Raw genomic sequence first — 16978 nt, forward strand, 5'->3', positions numbered from 1 at the left:
GCCGCGGGTCAACGCCACGACTGTAACCGCCAACGCCCGGGCACCACACTGGTTCCCGGCCCGTCTGCGATTTCGGCAAATTTCACGCCGCGACGCGAGAGCTTTCGTTGAAAAACAGGGCCTGGCTGATAAGCGCTTTCACCATGTCCGGGTTGAAAGGTTTCGTCACAAGGAACGTCGGCTCAGGCCGCTCGCCCGTCAAAAGACGCTCGGGGAAAGCCGTGATGAAGATCACCGGGAGGGTGGTCATCTGCAGGATGTCCTTCATCGCATCGAGACCGGAACTGCCGTCGGCAAGCTGAATATCGGCAAGGATCATTTTCGGCTGCGTGCGATGGAAAAGGTCAAGCGCCTCGGTATGCGTGCGGGCGATACCCGTGACGCGGTGACCGAGATCGGTGACCATCTGTTCGATATCCATGGCGATCAGAGGTTCGTCCTCGATGATCATGATATCGGTTGCGACCTGCCGGGCGATTTCGGAAGCCGCCTCATCGATCAGCCTGCCGACCTGGTCTTCCGACACTTTCAGAACCTCTGCGGCTTCCGAAGGCGAGAACTCTTCGACCGTCGTCAACAGGAAAGCCTGACGTGCAAGCGGCGGGACGGCGGAGAGGTTCGCAGAAGCGCGCTTTTCCCATCCCGAAAGGTTTTCATCGGCCTTAATATTGATCGTGACGGAACTAAAGATCGATACGAACAATTGATAAAGCGAAACGCGATCGCTGCTTGTCTGCGGGAAGATGCTGATATCGGCGATCAGAGCTTCGAGTGTTGCCGCAACATAGGCATCGCCCGTGGATTGTGAGCCGCAAACGGCACGCGCGAACCTGCGCAGATATGGCAGGTGCGGTGCGATGCGTGTAGAAACTGACATGGAATTCTCCCCTTTCATGCGGTCTGCAACGCAAACCCAAGATAGCAACGTGCGTATCGCAAAAAAAGTTCCCGACTGCCGGAACTATTTTTTTCACCGCGCATTATTTGCCACGACACAAAAGGAATACCGGACGTTATGAGCATGTTTCAATCGGACCAAGATTCGCCGGACAATTCGGCCGCCCCCCAGGTTCCACATTCCGGGCGGGCGGTGATTTCCCGCAAGCTTAGGGAGCTTTACGATGCCGTTCAGGATGAAGGCATCCCTGACAAATTCCTCGATCTTCTCGAAAAACTCGATGAAGCCGAAAGCAAAGCCAAAACAAAGGCTTCGGAGGAATGATGGCGAAAGAGCCGGAGCAGACAGAATATAATTTCAAGCGGGAAATGCTGGCGGCGCTGCCGAACCTGCGCGCCTTCGCAATTTCGCTCATCCGCTCGAGGGATCGTGCTGACGACCTCGTGCAGGACACGATCATGAAGGCCTGGGCGAAACAGGAGAGTTTCCAGCCGGGCACCAACATGCGCGCATGGCTGGTGACGATCCTGCGCAACGAGTTCTATAGCCAGATACGCAAATCCGGCCGCGAAGTGCAGGATACGGACGGTGTCTATACCTCGCGCCTTTCAGTGCCGCCCGAACAGCATGGTTCGGTAGACCTTCAGGATTTCCGTGCAGCACTGGAGAAACTGCCGGATGACCAGCGTGAAGCCATCCTGCTGATCGGCGCGTCAGGCTTTGCCTATGAGGAAGCCGCCGAGATTTGCGGCTGCCCGGTCGGCACGATCAAGAGCCGTGTTAGCCGCGCAAGATTGCGCCTTCAGGAGCTGCTGGGTATCGAAAACGAAAACGAATTCGGTCCGGACGCGCAGATGAGCGCTGTCACAGCCGCCGCCACGGCGCGCTGAAAGACCTGAATTTTGACGGCAACGAACGGGCAGGCCTGCGCCTGCCCGTTTTTCATGTCTGCCGGTAACGTGCATTCCGGACGGACGACGAGGCCGTTTTTTCCTGGAATGCCCTAAATGCCGGTTTCCTTGACCGACTGCATGACCACGAAGGTCGAGGTATTGGCGACCGATGGCAGGCTCGAGATTTTCTCACCCAGCACCCGTCGATATTTGCGGATGTCGCTGGTGCGCACTTTCAGGAGATAATCGAAGGCGCCGGCGATCATGTGGCATTCCTCGACTTCCTTGATCTTGCGAACCGCCGTGTTGAATTCCTCCAATGCCTTTTCCCGCGTATCGGAAAGTTTGACTTCGGCAAAGGCGATGTGATCGACGCCGAGTTTATGTGGATTGAGCACGGCCCGGAAGCCAAGAATATACCCCTCATCCACCAGCCGCTTCAGCCGCGTCTGGCATGGCGTCTTGGAAAGACCGACCCTTTTCGACAGTTGCAGCACCGACATGCGGCCGTCCTCGCTCAAGGCTTCCAGGATCTTGAGATCGAAGTGGTCCAGATCGTCTGTTTTGTGGCTATTTGCCATGTTATTTCACGCCATTTGAAGAAAATAAAAGTTCATATGGCCTGTTTTATTCCAAAAATAGGGCCATAGCAATTTCTCCAGCGATGGTATTGTCAGCAGCAGGATGAAAAGCGGCGGGCGGAGGACACGCTGCCGCCGACGGCCTTTCTTCAACAGCTTTTTCAGGATTTTCAGAATGGCCGATGGTGCAAGCAACGCCGGTGTAGCAGTGAACGGTATTTTCCAGAATTTTGCGCCGCCGGTGCGTGAGCAAAGCCCGCTGCGCAAGGCGATCACCGCCGCCTATCGCCGCCCCGAGGAAGAATGCCTGGCCCCATTGATCGAGGCGGCAACGGTGACGCCGGAACAGACGAAAGCCATCCGCACCACCGCCGGCAAGCTGATCGAAGCGCTGCGCGCCAAGACCAAGGGGACCGGCGTTGAAGGGCTGGTGCAGGAATATTCGCTCTCCAGCCATGAGGGCGTGGCGCTGATGTGCCTTGCCGAGGCACTGCTGCGCATTCCCGACACCGCCACCCGCGACGCGCTGATCCGCGACAAGATCGCGCGTGGGGACTGGAAGTCCCATATTGGCGGCGGGCGCTCGCTCTTCGTCAACGCCGCCACCTGGGGTCTCGTCATCACCGGCAAGCTGACCTCGACGGTCAATGACAGCGGCCTTTCGGCAGCGCTGACCAAGCTGATTTCGCGCGCCGGCGAACCCGTCATCCGCCGCGGCGTCGACATGGCGATGCGCATGATGGGCGAACAATTCGTGACCGGCGAAACGATCGGCGAAGCCATCAAGCGCTCCAGGCCGCTGGAGGAAAAGGGCTTCCAGTATTCCTACGACATGCTGGGCGAAGCCGCGACCACCGCCAGGGATGCCGAGCGTTATTACAAGGATTACGAAAACGCCATCCACGCCATCGGCAAGGCCTCTGCCGGCCGCGGCATCTATGGTGGTCCGGGCATCTCCATCAAGCTTTCGGCGCTGCATCCGCGTTACGCCCGCGCGCAGGCCGAGCGGGTGATGGCCGAGCTTCTGCCGCGCGTCAAATCGCTGATGCTGCTCAGCAAGAAATACGACATCGGCCTCAATATCGACGCCGAGGAAGCAGACCGGCTGGAACTTTCGCTTGACCTTCTCGAAGAACTGGCGCTCGACAAGGACCTTGCCGGCTGGAACGGCCTCGGCTTCGTGGTGCAGGCCTATGGCCGCCGCTGCCCCTTCGTGCTGGATTATATCATCGATCTCGCCCGCCGTTCCGGCCGCCGCATCATGGTGCGCCTCGTCAAGGGCGCCTATTGGGATGCGGAGATCAAACGCGCGCAGGTGGACGGGCTGGAGGACTTCCCGGTCTTCACCCGCAAGGTGCACACCGATGTCTCTTACATTGCCTGCGCCCGCAAGCTGCTCGACGCGCGCGACGTGATCTTCCCGCAGTTTGCGACCCACAATGCGCAGTCCATGGCGACGATCTATCATCTGGCTGGCCCCGAATTCAAACTTGGCGATTATGAATTCCAGTGCCTGCATGGCATGGGCGAACCGCTTTACAGCGAGGTCGTCGGCAAGAAGAAGCTCGACCGCCCCTGCCGCTTCTATGCCCCGGTCGGCACGCATGAGACGCTGCTTGCCTATCTGGTTCGCCGTCTTCTCGAAAACGGCGCGAACTCCTCTTTCGTCAACCGCATCGCCGATCCCGCCGTTCCGGTCGATTCCCTGCTGGACGACCCGGTCACAGTGGTCAAGGCTTATGCCGTTCCCGGCGCACGGCACGACCGTATCGCCGCGCCCGCAGGTCTCTTCGGCCCGGAACGCAAAAATTCCGCCGGCCTCGATCTTTCCAGTGAAACAACGCTCTCCGCACTCGACAGCACCTTGAAGGCAGCTGCGGCAACCGAGTGGAAAGCCGCAGCACCGCAGGTGAGCGGCCAGACACGGCCGGTGCTCAACCCCGGCGACCACACGGATGTTGTCGGCCATGTGACCGAACCGACCGAAGCCGATGCCGAAGCGGCGATGCAGCGGGCGGCAGCCTCCACCTGGCCCTCCACCCCTGTTGAAGAGCGCGCCGCCTGCCTGGAGCGCGCCGCCGACGCAATGCAGGCCGAGATGCCCAAGTTGCTCGGCCTCATCATGCGCGAGGCGGGAAAATCCATGCCCAACGCCATTGCCGAAGTGCGCGAGGCGATCGACTTCCTGCGTTATTACGCGGCGGAAGCCCGCAAGAATTTCAAGGCCGGCGAGACACCGCTTGGCCCCGTCGTCTGCATCAGCCCGTGGAACTTCCCGCTCGCCATCTTCATCGGTCAGGTGGCGGCTGCACTGGTTGCCGGCAATCCGGTTCTGGCGAAACCCGCCGAAGAAACGCCTTTGATCGCCGCCCAGGGCGTTCGCCTGCTGCATGAAGCCGGCGTTCCGCAGGACGCCGTGCAGCTTATGCCGGGCGACGGCAAGACGGGCGCGGCACTTGTCGGCTCACCGCTGACGGCGGGGGTGATGTTCACCGGTTCGACAGAAGTGGCGCGGCTCATTCAGGGCCAGCTTGCCGGCCGGGTTCTGACTAACGGCCAGCCGGTTCCGCTGATTGCCGAAACCGGCGGCCAGAACGCCATGATTGTCGATTCCTCGGCGCTCGCCGAACAGGTGGTCGCCGATGTCATCGCATCGGCCTTCGACAGCGCCGGCCAGCGCTGCTCGGCGCTGCGCATTCTCTGCCTGCAGGAAGATGTGGCGGACCGCACGCTCACCATGCTCAAAGGCGCGCTGCATGAATTGCGGATCGGCCGCACCGACCGGCTTTCCGTCGATGTCGGCCCCGTCATCACCGCTGAGGCCAAGGGCATTATTGAAAAGCATGTTGACGACATGCGCGCGCTCGGCCACCGCATCGAACAGATCACGCTTGCGGGTGAAACCGGCAAGGGCACTTTCGTGCCGCCGACCATCATCGAGATGAAATCGCTTGCCGATCTGAAGCGGGAGGTTTTTGGCCCGGTGCTGCATGTCATCCGCTTCAAGCGCGACAATCTCGACCGGCTGATCGATGAGATCAACGCCACCGGTTACGGCCTGACCTTCGGCCTGCATACGCGCCTCGATGACACGATCCAGCATGTGCTGTCGCGCGTCGCGGCCGGCAATCTTTATGTGAACCGCAACATCATCGGCGCGGTTGTCGGCGTGCAGCCCTTTGGCGGACGCGGTCTTTCCGGCACCGGCCCCAAGGCCGGCGGCCCGCTCTATCTCGGCCGCATGACGCAGGCTGCGCCGAAGATTGACCGGGTCGCAAGCCAGCAGGATCAGGCCGCCATCGATCTTGCCCGCTGGCTGGATGAAAACGGCGAAACCGTTGCGGCTGAAGCCGCACGGCAGGCGGCAGCACTTTCCGGTCTCGGCTTCGAAACCGAGCTGGCAGGCCCCGTCGGCGAACGAAACGTGTATGCGCTGCATCCGCGCGGCAGGATCCTGCTGGTCCCGGCAACCGAACAGGGGCTTTACCGCCAGCTTGCGGCAGCGCTCGCCACCGGAAACACGGCCGTCATCGACAATGCCTCTGGTCTCGAAAAATCGATCTATGGACTGCCGGCAACCGTCACCTCGCGCATCGTCTGGGCGGATGACTGGGCAAAATCCGGTCCCTTTGCGGGTGCCTTGGTCGAGGGTGACGCGGAGCGCATCGTGACGACCAACAAAAAAATCGCCACCCTGCCCGGCCCGCTGGTTCTCGTGCAGGCCGCGACCACGGAAGCGCTTTCCGGTGAAAGCCAGCCCTATAATCTCGACTGGCTGGTCGAAGAAGTCTCCGTCAGCGTCAACACGACCGCGGCCGGCGGCAATGCAAGCCTGATGAGTATCGGCTGAGCGGCACCATTGCCCAAAACAAAATCGGCGCGGAAAAATCCGCGCCGATAAAAGCAATACCACAGATCATCATCGCTCCATACGAGCGACAGGTCGCAGATGTCATTCGATGTCGAAGGACACGCCCTGCGCCAGCGGCAGCGACTTCGAATAATTGACCGTGTTGGTGGCGCGGCGCATATAGGCTTTCCACGCATCCGAACCAGATTCACGGCCGCCGCCGGTTTCCTTTTCACCACCGAAAGCGCCACCGATTTCCGCACCCGATGTGCCGATATTGACGTTGGCGATGCCGCAATCCGAGCCTTCCGACGACAGGAAACGTTCCGATTCCTGAATATCGCGGGTGAAGATCGACGATGAAAGACCGGCGGCGACGGCGTTATGCGCGTCGATCGCCTGATCGAGATCGCTGTATTTCATGACATAGAGGATCGGCGCGAAGGTCTCTTCCAGCACCGGGCCAACCTGTTGAGGCATTTCGACAAGCGCGGGCTTCACATAATAAGCATCCGCCGCACCCGTATCCACACGTCCGCCGCCATTCACCACGCCGTCATGGGCTTTCGCCGCCTCAAGCGCCTTCTGCATGCCGTCAAACGCCGCCTTGTCGACCAGCGGGCCGACGAGTGCCGAAGTTTCCAGCGGATTGCCGACAGAGACGGAGGCATAAGCCTTTTTCAGGCGCGGCACGAGCTGATCGTAAACGCTGTCATGCACGAAGAGACGGCGAAGCGTGGTGCAGCGCTGGCCGGCCGTGCCCATGGCGCCAAAGGCAATGGCGCGGAGCGCCATGTCGAGATCGGCGGACGGGCACACGATGCCGGCATTGTTGCCGCCGAGTTCCAGAATGGCGCGGGCAAAGCGCTTTGCCAGACGCGGGCCGACATCACGGCCCATGCGGGTGGAGCCGGTGGCAGAGACCAGCGGCACCTTGGGATTATCCACCAATGCTTCACCCACGGCGCGATCACCGATCAGAAGCTGCGAAAGACCGTCCGGCGCATCGCCGAAGCGGGCAGCGGCCCGTTCGAAGATGCCCTGAACGGCCAGCGCCGTCAGCGGCGTCTTTTCCGATGGCTTCCAGACCACCGAATTGCCGCAAACGATGGCGAGTGCTGCATTCCACGACCAGACGGCGACGGGGAAATTGAAGGCCGAGATGACGCCGACGACACCGAGCGGATGCCAGGTCTCCATCATGCGGTGGCCGGGACGTTCGGTGGCGATGGTGAGGCCATAAAGCTGGCGGGAAAGACCGACGGCGAAATCGCAGATATCGATCATTTCCTGCACTTCGCCGAGACCTTCGGACGGGATCTTGCCCGCTTCCAATGACACGAGACGGCCGAGATCGGTCTTGAAGGCGCGCAGCTCTTCGCCAAGCAACCGGATCAGCTCGCCACGGCGCGGCGCCGGCACATTGCGCCACTGCTTGAAGGCGGCATCGGCCTTATCGACCACGGCTGCCACGCCCTCGACCGAAACGGTCTTCAGGTTCGCGACCTGCTCACCCGTCACCGGGCTGAAGGACGCCATGGTGCCGCCGGTATAAAGATCGCGGGCAACACCCATCCTGTCGAGCAAGGCGGCTGCTTCCTGTTTCACGTCAAGCTTCGTGGTCGCATCCATGTCCAATTATCCTTTTTGGCTGAAAGGGGAGGAAAGGCCGTTTTTGATACGGCGCTTTCAACTCCCGTCGCTCTTCTTTCCCCGAATTTGTCAACGGCGCCGCCAAGCCGGCAAAACACCATTCCATTCTTTCCCGTAATCATATATGGGCATAACAACCCTTTTCCAATGAGGAAAGCGGGTAAGTTGATGCGAGAACGGAATGGATCCACGCAGACGACTGGTCCCCGATATCGTCACCCTGCAGGCGTTTGAATGCGCGGCACGGCATGGCAATTTTACCCGTGCGGCGGAAGAACTCAACCTCACGCAGAGCGCGGTGAGCCGGCAGATCGGCGAACTGGAAGCGCAGACGGGAATGCAGCTTTTCGAGCGCATCCGCAGGCGTGTCGTGCTTTCGGAGGCGGGCCGCAAATTCCTGCCCGATGTACGGCGCCTGTTGCAGCAATCCGAGCAGTTGATGGTGCGTGCGGTCTCGGCCGGAACATCGCACGCATCGCTTTCCGTCGCAACGTTACCAACCTTTGGCTCCCGCTGGCTGATGCCCCGCCTCTCCCGCTTCATCGATGCCAATCCGGATATGGCGATCACGATCGGCTCGCGCTCGCATCCCTTCGATTTCGACGAGGAAGGGTTTGATCTCGCCATTCACTATGGCCAGCCGGTCTGGGCGCATGGAACCTGCACGTTTTTATGCAATGAGGTGATCGTGCCGGTCGCGAGCCCCGCCCTGCTCAGCCGCGCCAACGTGAACCGGGCGCAGGATTTGGCCGAACACCCATTGCTGCATGTGACGACGCGGCCCAAACTATGGACGGAATGGCTGGAGATGAACGGGGTGACGGCGGAAAATGCCTATCATGGCAGCCGTTTCGACCAGTTCTCGATGATCATCGAAGCCGCCGCAAGCGGCATCGGTTTTGCCCTTCTGCCGAAATATCTCATCGAGGCGGAACTAGCCTCCGGCCGCCTCGAAATCGTCTTCGACATCCCCTTGCAGACCGACAAGAGCTATTACGTCGCCCTGCCGGAAGGGCGGCAGGACAATGCGCTTGCCCGTGCCTTTCAGGCCTGGCTTCTCGATCAGGTAGGCAAGCCGGTCTGATTTTCACCGGCGACCAAACCTCAAAGGCGATTGCGGAAAAACGGGTTCCAGCGCACGGTGCCGAGCCTTACCTTTTCACGGATCATCGTAAGTAGTCCCGATCCAGCGATGACGGCGAGACCCAGCACCGCAACGGCGTCAGGGTACTCGTGAAAGAAGGTCATGCCGATCGCCACCGCCCAGAGGATTTGCGAATAATGCGAAGGCGCGATCTGGCTTGCGGGCGCAATGCGGGTCGCAACCAGAAGGGTGATCTGTCCCGTTGCAGTGCAAAGGCCGATGAAGGCGAAGGCCAGAAGCTGGTGCAGGTTGGGCATGACGAAATCGGGAATCGAGGCGATGCCATTAAAAGTCAGGCCGTAAATCAGCAGCACACCCATGATCGAGGTGCGCTTTTCCTTTCCCGCCAGCGAGCGCAGCAGCACGATGGTCATTGCCGCCAGGAACGCCACGCCGATGGCGGCAAAATGCCCGAGTTCCAGCGACTTGAAGCCCGGCCGCACAACGAGAATGACGCCGACGATGCCGGCCAGAACCGCTGCCCAGCGCCACGGGCCGATATTCTCCTTCAGCACCACGGCGGAAAGGACGGTGACGAAAAGCGGCGACAGAAAGATCAGCGCATAGGCTTCCGCCAGCGGAATGGTGGTGAAGGCATAGATGCCGAAAATGCCGGCGAAGAGACCGGAAATCGCGCGCCCATGCACCGCGAAGGGCCGGCTCATGCGCCAGAATTCGCGCCACCTTTCCTCACGCGGCTTGCTGAAAAAGATGAAGATGCCGGAGAAGAGGATGCTGAAGAAGCCGATTTCGAAAACGCTGATCTGCGATCCAAGCGACTTGATGGTGGCATCGCCCATGGAAAAGGTCGCATAAGCGAACAGACCGAGCAGAAAACCCTTTTGCATGTCACTTCCCCGAACACCGACCGCAATGCAAAGCATCCCCCGGCCGCGTGGAACGCGACCCGGACGCCCCTTAAAGGGACAGACAGTCTGGCAGATTTGATCCTCACCCTATGGCTAGACCCGGCTACCTATGAGTGCAAGCCGCAAAAGAAGCAAAATTGCCCAATTGGACCCGGCCAGTGCAAATGGCTGCAAGGTGCGGCAAATTTGTCCCGCCGCCGCCATCACATCACCGTCATGGAAAGAGGTTAGCCGGTGTTGATCGTAGCGCTTGGCGACGGGCATGAAGGCGGCTAAATATTATCTTGTGATTTTCGCCCGCCGATTTCCCCGGCTGGTATTACCGCGTTAACATGGCCTCGCTAACCGAAAGGAAAAAGAATGCGGATTGTGATGATCGGTTCAGGTTATGTCGGCCTCGTGTCCGGCGCGTGTTTTGCAGATTTCGGTCACGATGTGGTCTGCGTCGACAAGATGCCGGAGAAGATCGAGGCCCTGAAAAAAGGCCAAATTCCGATCTTCGAACCGGGTCTGGAGACGATCGTCGCCAACAACGCCAGGGCGGGCCGGTTGAGTTTCACCACCGATCTAACCGCTGCCGTCGCCAATGCCGAGGTCGTCTTCATCGCGGTCGGCACGCCCTCGCGACGCGGCGATGGCCATGCCGATCTCGGTTATGTCTATGCGGCAGCAAAAGAGATCGCCCATGCGCTGGATGGTTTCACCGTCATCGTCACCAAATCCACCGTTCCCGTCGGCACCGGCGATGAGGTGGAGCGTATCATTCGCGAGGAAAACCCTTCCGCCGATTTCGCCGTGGTGTCCAACCCGGAATTCCTGCGCGAAGGTGCAGCCATCGAGGATTTCAAGCGGCCGGACCGTATCGTCGTTGGCCTTTCGGACGAGCGCGCCCGCCCTGTCATGACGGAGGTTTACCGTCCGCTCTACCTCAACCAGTCGCCGCTGCTCTTCACCACGCGGCGCGCCTCGGAACTGATCAAATATGCCGCCAACGCTTTTCTGGCGATGAAGATCACCTTCATCAACGAAATGGCCGACCTCTGCGAAAAGGTCGGCGCCAATGTGCAGGACGTGTCGCGCGGCATCGGTCTCGATGGCCGCATCGGCTCGAAGTTTCTGCATGCCGGCCCGGGATATGGCGGCTCCTGTTTCCCAAAGGATACGCTGGCGCTCGCCAAGACCGCGCAGGATTATGATGCGCCGGTGCGGCTGATCGAAACCACCATCGCCATCAACGACAATCGCAAGCGCGCCATGGGCCGCAAGGTCATCAACGCCATGGGCGGCGACGTGCGCGGCAAGAAGATCGCCGTGCTTGGCCTTACCTTCAAGCCGAATACCGACGACATGCGCGACAGCCCGGCAATCGCCATCATCCAGACCCTGCAGGATGGCGGTGCACGGGTTGTGGGCTACGACCCCGAAGGCATGGCGAATGCCCGCCATCTGATGGAGGATATCGAATACGCAACAGGTCCCTACGAGGCGGCGGAAGATGCCGATGCGGTGGTGATCGTGACGGAATGGAATCAGTTCCGCGCGCTTGATCTGCCGCGCCTGAAGGCGATCATGAAAAACCCTGTTCTGGTGGACCTGCGCAATATTTACCGCACGGATGAAGTCGCCGCGCATGGCTTCATCTATGCTGCCGTCGGCCGCCCGCATGAGGGTGGCTCCGGCAAAGAACTTTAGCGATCTGTCGTCTGGAATTTCACTGAAACAATTTTCGCGCTTCGGTTTAACCGCAAACGCACCAACAGATTCGGGATATAGTCATCATGCGTTATCTGGTTACCGGCACGGCTGGCTTCATCGGCTTTTACGTCGCAAAGCGGCTGCTGGATGCCGGCCACTTCGTGACCGGCTTCGACGGCATGACGAAATATTATGATGTCAGCCTGAAAGAAAAGCGCCACGCCATCCTTTCCCGCTCCAACGGCTTCCGGGCCGAAATCGGCATGCTGGAAGATACCGATGCGCTGAAGCGGGCGGCGGAGGCCGCAGAACCGGAAATCATCATCCATCTCGCCGCCCAGGCCGGTGTTCGTTACAGCCTTGAAAATCCGCGCGCCTATATCGATTCCAATCTCATCGGCTCGTTCAACATGCTGGAGCTCGCGAGAAGCCTTGACGTCAAGCACCTGATGCTGGCATCGACCTCCTCCATCTACGGCGCCAACGAAAAAATCCCCTTTGCGGAGAGCGACAAGGCCGACGAGCCGATGACGCTTTATGCCGCCACCAAAAAATCGATGGAGCTGATGGCGCATAGCTATGCACATCTGCACAAATTACCCACCACAGCATTCCGCTTCTTTACGGTCTACGGGCCATGGGGCCGGCCGGACATGGCGCCGATCAAATTCGTCGATGCCGTCTCCAACGGCCGGCCGATCGATATTTACGGCCAAGGCAATATGAGCCGCGACTTCACCTATATCGACGATCTGGTCGAAGGCATCGTCCGGTTGAGCCAGATCATCCCGTCGGAAGAAAACCGGGTTACGCAGGAAGGTGTCACCGACACACTCTCGCACCACGCGCCCTTCCGCGTCGTCAATATTGGCGGCGGCCAGCCGGTGGAGCTGATGCAATTCGTCGAAACGATCGAAAAGGCAGTCGGCAAGCCGGCAATCCGCAACATGCTGCCGATGCAGCAGGGCGACGTTCCGCGCACCTTTGCCTCACCCGATCTTCTGAGGGCATTGACCGGTTATGTGCCACAAACCCCGGTCGAGGAGGGCATCAAGGCCCTCGTCGCCTGGTATGGGCAAATGCAATCATCCGAACTGCGGGAGTAGTTCAGAGCGTTGCGAGCAACCGGTTGGAGAGCGCGCCACCCGATGCGGCCTGCATGGAGACTTTGGTTTCCACTGCTTCGATGATCGTATCGCTGAAATCAACATTGGTGAGTTCGAGGATATTCGATAACCCACCGGGCGAAAACACGTTCACCTCCAGTATCTTGTCGCCAACAATATCAAGCCCCACGAGGAACATGCCGTCCTCCACCAGCTTCGGCCGCATCATTTCAGCCAGCGCCACGATGTCGTCCGTCACCTTCACCGCTTCCGCCGTGCCTTTGGCGTGGATGTTGGAGCGAAGATCGCCTTTGGCCGGCACGCGACGAAGCGCTGCATATTGGCCGTCCCGCATCAGCGGCCGGCCATTCATCATGAAGAAGCGAATATCGCCGTCCTTGGCGGCCGGCAGATAGGCCTGCGCGATCAGATAACCCTCAAGGCTGACCGCCTCGAAAATCTGGTTGAGGTTGGCTTCCTTGCTGGAGCCGATCTTGAAGACATTCTTGCCGCCGGAGCCCTGCAGCGGCTTGACGATGACGCCCTTGGGATGGGCATCGGCAAAGGCCCGGATTTCCTCGACATTACGCGAAATGATCGTGGTCGGCCGGACGATTTCGGGAAAGCTCTGGAAATAGAGCTTGTTCTGCGCCAGCGCCAGACCTTCCGGATCGTTCAGCACCACAACGCCGCGCTGTTCGGCAAGCCGCCCGAACAGAATGCCGGCATGCACGGCCCATGGCCGTGTCGTCTGGTCGAGCGACGGGTCGTTGCGCAGCATCAGCGCGTCGATTTCCTCGATATCCATGGTCCGCCGCTCCAGCGCCTTATCCTGAAGCGTGGTGTGGAATGTCTCGCCCTTCTTGATTTTCGCCTTCGGCAGTACGGTGGCATGGATGGTCAGGCTGTCATCCGACCGCAAGGTGAAGTCGCCGGGTGTGAGATAAACCACCTCATGGCCGCGATTGAGCGCCGCCCTGGCCAGCAGGCCGGTAGCGTAATTTGGTCCCTCGGTCTCGATGGAATTGACGAAAAATGCAATACGCATGAAGCCCCTCCTATAATGTCGCCAGTTCGGCAATGGATAATCCCGCCCGTATTTTTTCGAGCCGCTCATTGGCCTTAGCGGGCAGTAAGAAAGCGGGCCTGACACCCGGCGGTCGCAAGAGACCGCGCAGGGCAAGCTCCTGCATGACAGGGAAATGGGCGGCAGCGATCTTGCCCATCCAGAATGGATCGAGCGCCCCGCCCCTGCGCAAATGCTCCAGCACCTCGGCCAGCCCACGCAGATAAATCGCATCCTTCGATAGGCCGCCGCCGCGATAGATGCGCAGCACCATGTTGAAAGCGCCGGCCTCGTCGAAACCGTGATCGCGGGTCATGATGCGGAAGGTCTCAACGAAAGTCGCGCCATCAAGCATGGTGGCGCAGCCGACGACGCGCCCGGCAATCAGCCGCAGGCGCTCGCGCGTCATGCCACCGGCCAGATGTTCCGCCAGCACCGCCAGCCCCTCCTGCACGCCCTCATAACCGGAAAGGCCGGTGCGGAAGAGCCGCAGGCCCTGAGACGAGCCGTTGAAATAGGTGAGAAGATGCACGCCGATCTCATGCGACAGCAGTGCCTCGACGCGGCGCTGTTCCATGACGGTGTGGCGGGAAATCAAAAGCTTCTCGCCCGTCACCATCAGGCCGGGCGGCAGGTCGTCGCGGATTTCAACGCGGGCCTTGAATTCCGGTTCTTCCGCCAGATAGGTCTCGACCATCTCGCGCGATTTCCTGGCGACCGCGTAACAATCGACCATGGCGATTTCGCCGCTTTCCTGGGCGCGTGGGCAGTCCTCAAGCACACGAAGCGCCAGCGTGAGAAGGGCGGGTTCGACTGCGCCATAGAGGGCGCGCGAAAAATCGGTGAAGGTTCGGTGATGCAGGTTCGCAAGCATCGTTAGCTGCAGATCGATCTCCTGCTGTTTCTCCCGGTAGAGATGATAGAGCACCGGGTCTTCCAGATGATCGAAGACGACGGAATAGAGCCTGCGTTTCTGCTCCTCGACATCAACGCCGAGCGGCCGATAAAGCAGGCGTGGCGCAAATTGAAAGCTGCCATCGCGAAACTCCTCAAACGCCCGGCGGGCATTGATCGGTGTAACGGACAGAAGAAAATCGAAGGATGAAACGATCTCATCCACTGAGCGATCGGCGCGCCGGACGGCATCGACAAAGGCCTTACGGCCAAGCGCCCGGTGGCTGGTGACTTTCAGCGCATCCATGCCGGAAGCAAATGACGAGAAGGCTTGCAGACCAGCATCGAAAAGATCGGCGATCATCGTCTCACGCAGGCCGGGATAATCGGCGCCGGATTCCGGCTGTCGATAGATCGGCGCGAAGCGCACACTGATGCAGGGAAAATCCAGACCGGCATTCTGAAACCTGAGGATCGGATCGGCATCCAGCTCCGGCCGGGTGATGCGCGGCGTGCGAAACCGCACTTCGGCATCACAGACCGCCTTGATGAAGACCCGGCGGGCTTTCTGCGTTTCCGGTTCGGAGGTCGCTGAAACGGAAACCTCATAATGCGGCAGGAAGGGGGAATCGTCGGCCAGCAGAATATCGTGTTCCAGCTCGCCTATATCGATTACCAAGAAAGCGCCGAAGCGCTGCCGCATGGCCATGCCAACAGCCTCGATCAGCGGCGCAGCCTCCTGAATGTTCGACGCTATGAGATAGGATGCGTGGGCGGCGGCGATATCCCGCGCAGCGAGGTCTTTCGTGCCGCCCGTCAGATGCAGGCAGAGGAACGGCAGCGGCCGGTCGATGTGCAGCCTGCCGTTTTTTCCGACATCCCGGCGGATAGCCTTGCCGGCCTCCAGGCAGGAGACGACATCATCCACCAGATCGGCGATGGGGGAAGGCTCGCTGCGGGCGGAGGAAACACTCATCGCCGCGACCCCAGGCATTTCTCAAGAACCGGCTGAAGGGCGGCGATCGTATCACGGATATCCGAGATCACCCGTGTGTCCGGCTTTCCCGTCCATTCATCCATGAAGAATTTCTTGAACTCGATTGCAATCGCGCAGCCGTTTTCGGCAAATCTTTCGTGGATGAAGCGGGTCTGCTCCCCTTTGCCCTGAAACGCCACATTCTCTCGCACATCAAGGCGTCGACCACCAATGGTCGCTGACGCGAAATGATGACCGACGGCGCTGACCACATCGCTCCAGCGGCTGCGATCCATGGAAAATGTACCGATATTGATATCGGGCGCTTCCACCTGCGCCGTCGCAGGCGCGGCAGCGCCCTGCCGGCGATGATTGTAGCTGTGCGTATCCAGCACCACGAAAGCTCCGTACCGCCGTTCCACCGCGGACAGAACCGTCTCCAGCATCGCATAATAATCGGCGTGGAAGTGGAGCGATTGCCGAAGCGCTTCCTCTGTCGGCTCCTCGTTCCAGACCTCAAGCCCCCAGGATTGCTCGGGCTTCAGGTAGATCGCCTGATCGGCAGCGCGGTTGAGATCGATTTCGAAGCGAGAATGATGAACGACGAGACGATTAGTCAGCCCCGAAATCATCTCGCCGGTGAAGGGATCTTCCTCGCGCAGCCTCTGTTCGGCTGAAAGGGCCATGAACTCCGCCACCTCCGGGCGAATGAAATGGCCGTCATGAATGGCCGTGCCGACAACAGGGGAATTGCCGAAGTCGATCGACCAGAAACCGCTGTTTTTGTTGTGACCGTAATGTTCGCCGTCGCTATGTCTGGCTGCCATGCTGCCTCCCCTGCATCGGGTGTAAAACAACGCGACTTGCCCGTTTGTTCCGGGAAAAATTGCGCACGATACATTTGCCCCCTGTACAGACACCGCCCGAAAAACTGCGGAACCATACCGGAAAGCTCACGTTGTTCTGACAGGAGGGCCGCCGTGTCAAACGGACGTGATGGTGCCGAAGAACATCGGGATTTTTCCGTTTTCTCCCGGTGGCCAACGAAGCGGCAGTCGAGCTTCTTACCCATCCGGCGTCCCTCCGTCCCCACTTTCCGCGCACAAGGAGCTGCGACATGGAAAAGACCGAAACGCGCAAACTTGCGGAAGAATACCTGCGGCTCGGCGGCACACGTCAGGTGATGATCGACGACAACAAGACCTTCGTGCGCCAATGGGAAAACGAACCGGCAGAGGCCGAGACATTCTGGCAAACGCACATCGAAAATCTCGAGGCCGAACGCCGCAAGGACGTGGAATTTTTCCTGCCCTCCGTGAATTCGGACAAGGACGACTGAACACAGAAGGAGAC

The 16978-nt window shown here is 59.9% G+C and carries 14 protein-coding genes; 7 read left to right on the top strand and 7 right to left on the bottom strand.

Annotated elements, in window-relative coordinates; translation table 11 throughout:
* Nucleotides 1-82 precede the first annotated feature (82 nt).
* Nucleotides 83-877 (bottom strand): response regulator, encoded by a 795-nt coding sequence (locus FCH38_RS17900; RefSeq protein ID WP_149901150.1) that lies wholly within the window; start codon nucleotides 875-877, stop codon nucleotides 83-85.
* Between the two features lie 138 nt (nucleotides 878-1015).
* Here FCH38_RS17900 and FCH38_RS17905 point away from each other — a divergent pair, with 138 nt between their 5' ends.
* Nucleotides 1016-1222, top strand: a complete 207-nt coding sequence (locus tag FCH38_RS17905; RefSeq protein WP_046802106.1) for a NepR family anti-sigma factor — start codon at nucleotides 1016-1018, stop codon at nucleotides 1220-1222.
* Complete coding sequence (locus FCH38_RS17910) at nucleotides 1222-1788, top strand: RNA polymerase sigma factor (protein WP_149901151.1); 567 nt, start codon at nucleotides 1222-1224, stop codon at nucleotides 1786-1788. The genes FCH38_RS17905 and FCH38_RS17910 overlap by 1 nt, the downstream gene beginning before the upstream one ends.
* A gap of 113 nt (nucleotides 1789-1901) precedes the next feature.
* Here the strand turns inward: FCH38_RS17910 and FCH38_RS17915 are convergent, their stop codons facing one another.
* Complete coding sequence (locus FCH38_RS17915) at nucleotides 1902-2372, bottom strand: Lrp/AsnC ligand binding domain-containing protein (RefSeq protein WP_142842404.1); 471 nt, start codon at nucleotides 2370-2372, stop codon at nucleotides 1902-1904.
* Nucleotides 2373-2547: 175 nt separating this feature from the next.
* Here FCH38_RS17915 and putA point away from each other — a divergent pair, with 175 nt between their 5' ends.
* Nucleotides 2548-6222 carry a trifunctional transcriptional regulator/proline dehydrogenase/L-glutamate gamma-semialdehyde dehydrogenase gene (putA, locus tag FCH38_RS17920; RefSeq protein WP_174374609.1) on the top strand — a complete coding sequence of 1225 codons (3675 nt, stop codon included), beginning with the start codon at nucleotides 2548-2550 and terminating at the stop codon, nucleotides 6220-6222.
* Nucleotides 6223-6324: 102 nt separating this feature from the next.
* Here putA and FCH38_RS17925 read toward each other — a convergent pair whose 3' ends face one another.
* Entirely contained in the window at nucleotides 6325-7854 is a 1530-nt protein-coding gene (locus tag FCH38_RS17925; protein ID WP_174374610.1) for an aldehyde dehydrogenase family protein, read from the bottom strand.
* A 202-nt stretch (nucleotides 7855-8056) separates the two neighbouring features.
* Here FCH38_RS17925 and FCH38_RS17930 point away from each other — a divergent pair, with 202 nt between their 5' ends.
* Nucleotides 8057-8959 carry a LysR family transcriptional regulator gene (locus tag FCH38_RS17930; RefSeq protein ID WP_174374611.1) on the top strand — a complete coding sequence of 301 codons (903 nt, stop codon included), beginning with the start codon at nucleotides 8057-8059 and terminating at the stop codon, nucleotides 8957-8959.
* A gap of 20 nt (nucleotides 8960-8979) precedes the next feature.
* Here the strand turns inward: FCH38_RS17930 and FCH38_RS17935 are convergent, their stop codons facing one another.
* Nucleotides 8980-9867 (bottom strand): DMT family transporter, encoded by an 888-nt coding sequence (locus FCH38_RS17935; protein WP_142842410.1) that lies wholly within the window; start codon nucleotides 9865-9867, stop codon nucleotides 8980-8982.
* A gap of 381 nt (nucleotides 9868-10248) precedes the next feature.
* On the opposite strand from FCH38_RS17935, the gene FCH38_RS17940 reads away from it, so the two are divergent.
* Both FCH38_RS17940 and FCH38_RS17945 read left to right on the top strand, forming a co-directional pair.
* A complete protein-coding gene (locus FCH38_RS17940; RefSeq protein WP_149901156.1) occupies nucleotides 10249-11580 on the top strand; it encodes a UDP-glucose dehydrogenase family protein in 1332 nt (443 codons plus the stop codon).
* A gap of 86 nt (nucleotides 11581-11666) precedes the next feature.
* Nucleotides 11667-12689, top strand: coding sequence for an NAD-dependent epimerase (locus FCH38_RS17945; RefSeq protein ID WP_174374612.1), 1023 nt, complete (start codon nucleotides 11667-11669; stop codon nucleotides 12687-12689).
* Nucleotide 12690: 1 nt separating this feature from the next.
* Here FCH38_RS17945 and FCH38_RS17950 read toward each other — a convergent pair whose 3' ends face one another.
* Genes FCH38_RS17950 through FCH38_RS17960 form a run of 3 tightly spaced genes read right to left on the bottom strand, consistent with a single transcriptional unit; the run spans nucleotide 12691 to nucleotide 16452 of the window.
* Nucleotides 12691-13737, bottom strand: a complete 1047-nt coding sequence (locus tag FCH38_RS17950) for a glutathione synthase (RefSeq protein ID WP_174374613.1) — start codon at nucleotides 13735-13737, stop codon at nucleotides 12691-12693.
* A 10-nt stretch (nucleotides 13738-13747) separates the two neighbouring features.
* Nucleotides 13748-15625 carry a flavohemoglobin expression-modulating QEGLA motif protein gene (locus FCH38_RS17955; RefSeq protein WP_153515775.1) on the bottom strand — a complete coding sequence of 626 codons (1878 nt, stop codon included), beginning with the start codon at nucleotides 15623-15625 and terminating at the stop codon, nucleotides 13748-13750.
* On the bottom strand, nucleotides 15622-16452 hold the full coding sequence (locus FCH38_RS17960; RefSeq protein ID WP_174374614.1) for an N-formylglutamate amidohydrolase: 831 nt from the start codon (nucleotides 16450-16452) through the stop codon (nucleotides 15622-15624). Before FCH38_RS17960 ends, FCH38_RS17955 begins: the two co-directional genes overlap by 4 nt.
* A 290-nt stretch (nucleotides 16453-16742) precedes the next feature.
* Here FCH38_RS17960 and FCH38_RS17965 point away from each other — a divergent pair, with 290 nt between their 5' ends.
* Complete coding sequence (locus FCH38_RS17965) at nucleotides 16743-16964, top strand: hypothetical protein (protein WP_149901161.1); 222 nt, start codon at nucleotides 16743-16745, stop codon at nucleotides 16962-16964.
* The last annotated feature ends 14 nt before the right edge of the window (nucleotides 16965-16978 follow it).

It is taken from the genome of Agrobacterium tumefaciens, from assembly GCF_013337285.1.
Lineage (GTDB): Bacteria > Pseudomonadota > Alphaproteobacteria > Rhizobiales > Rhizobiaceae > Agrobacterium > Agrobacterium burrii.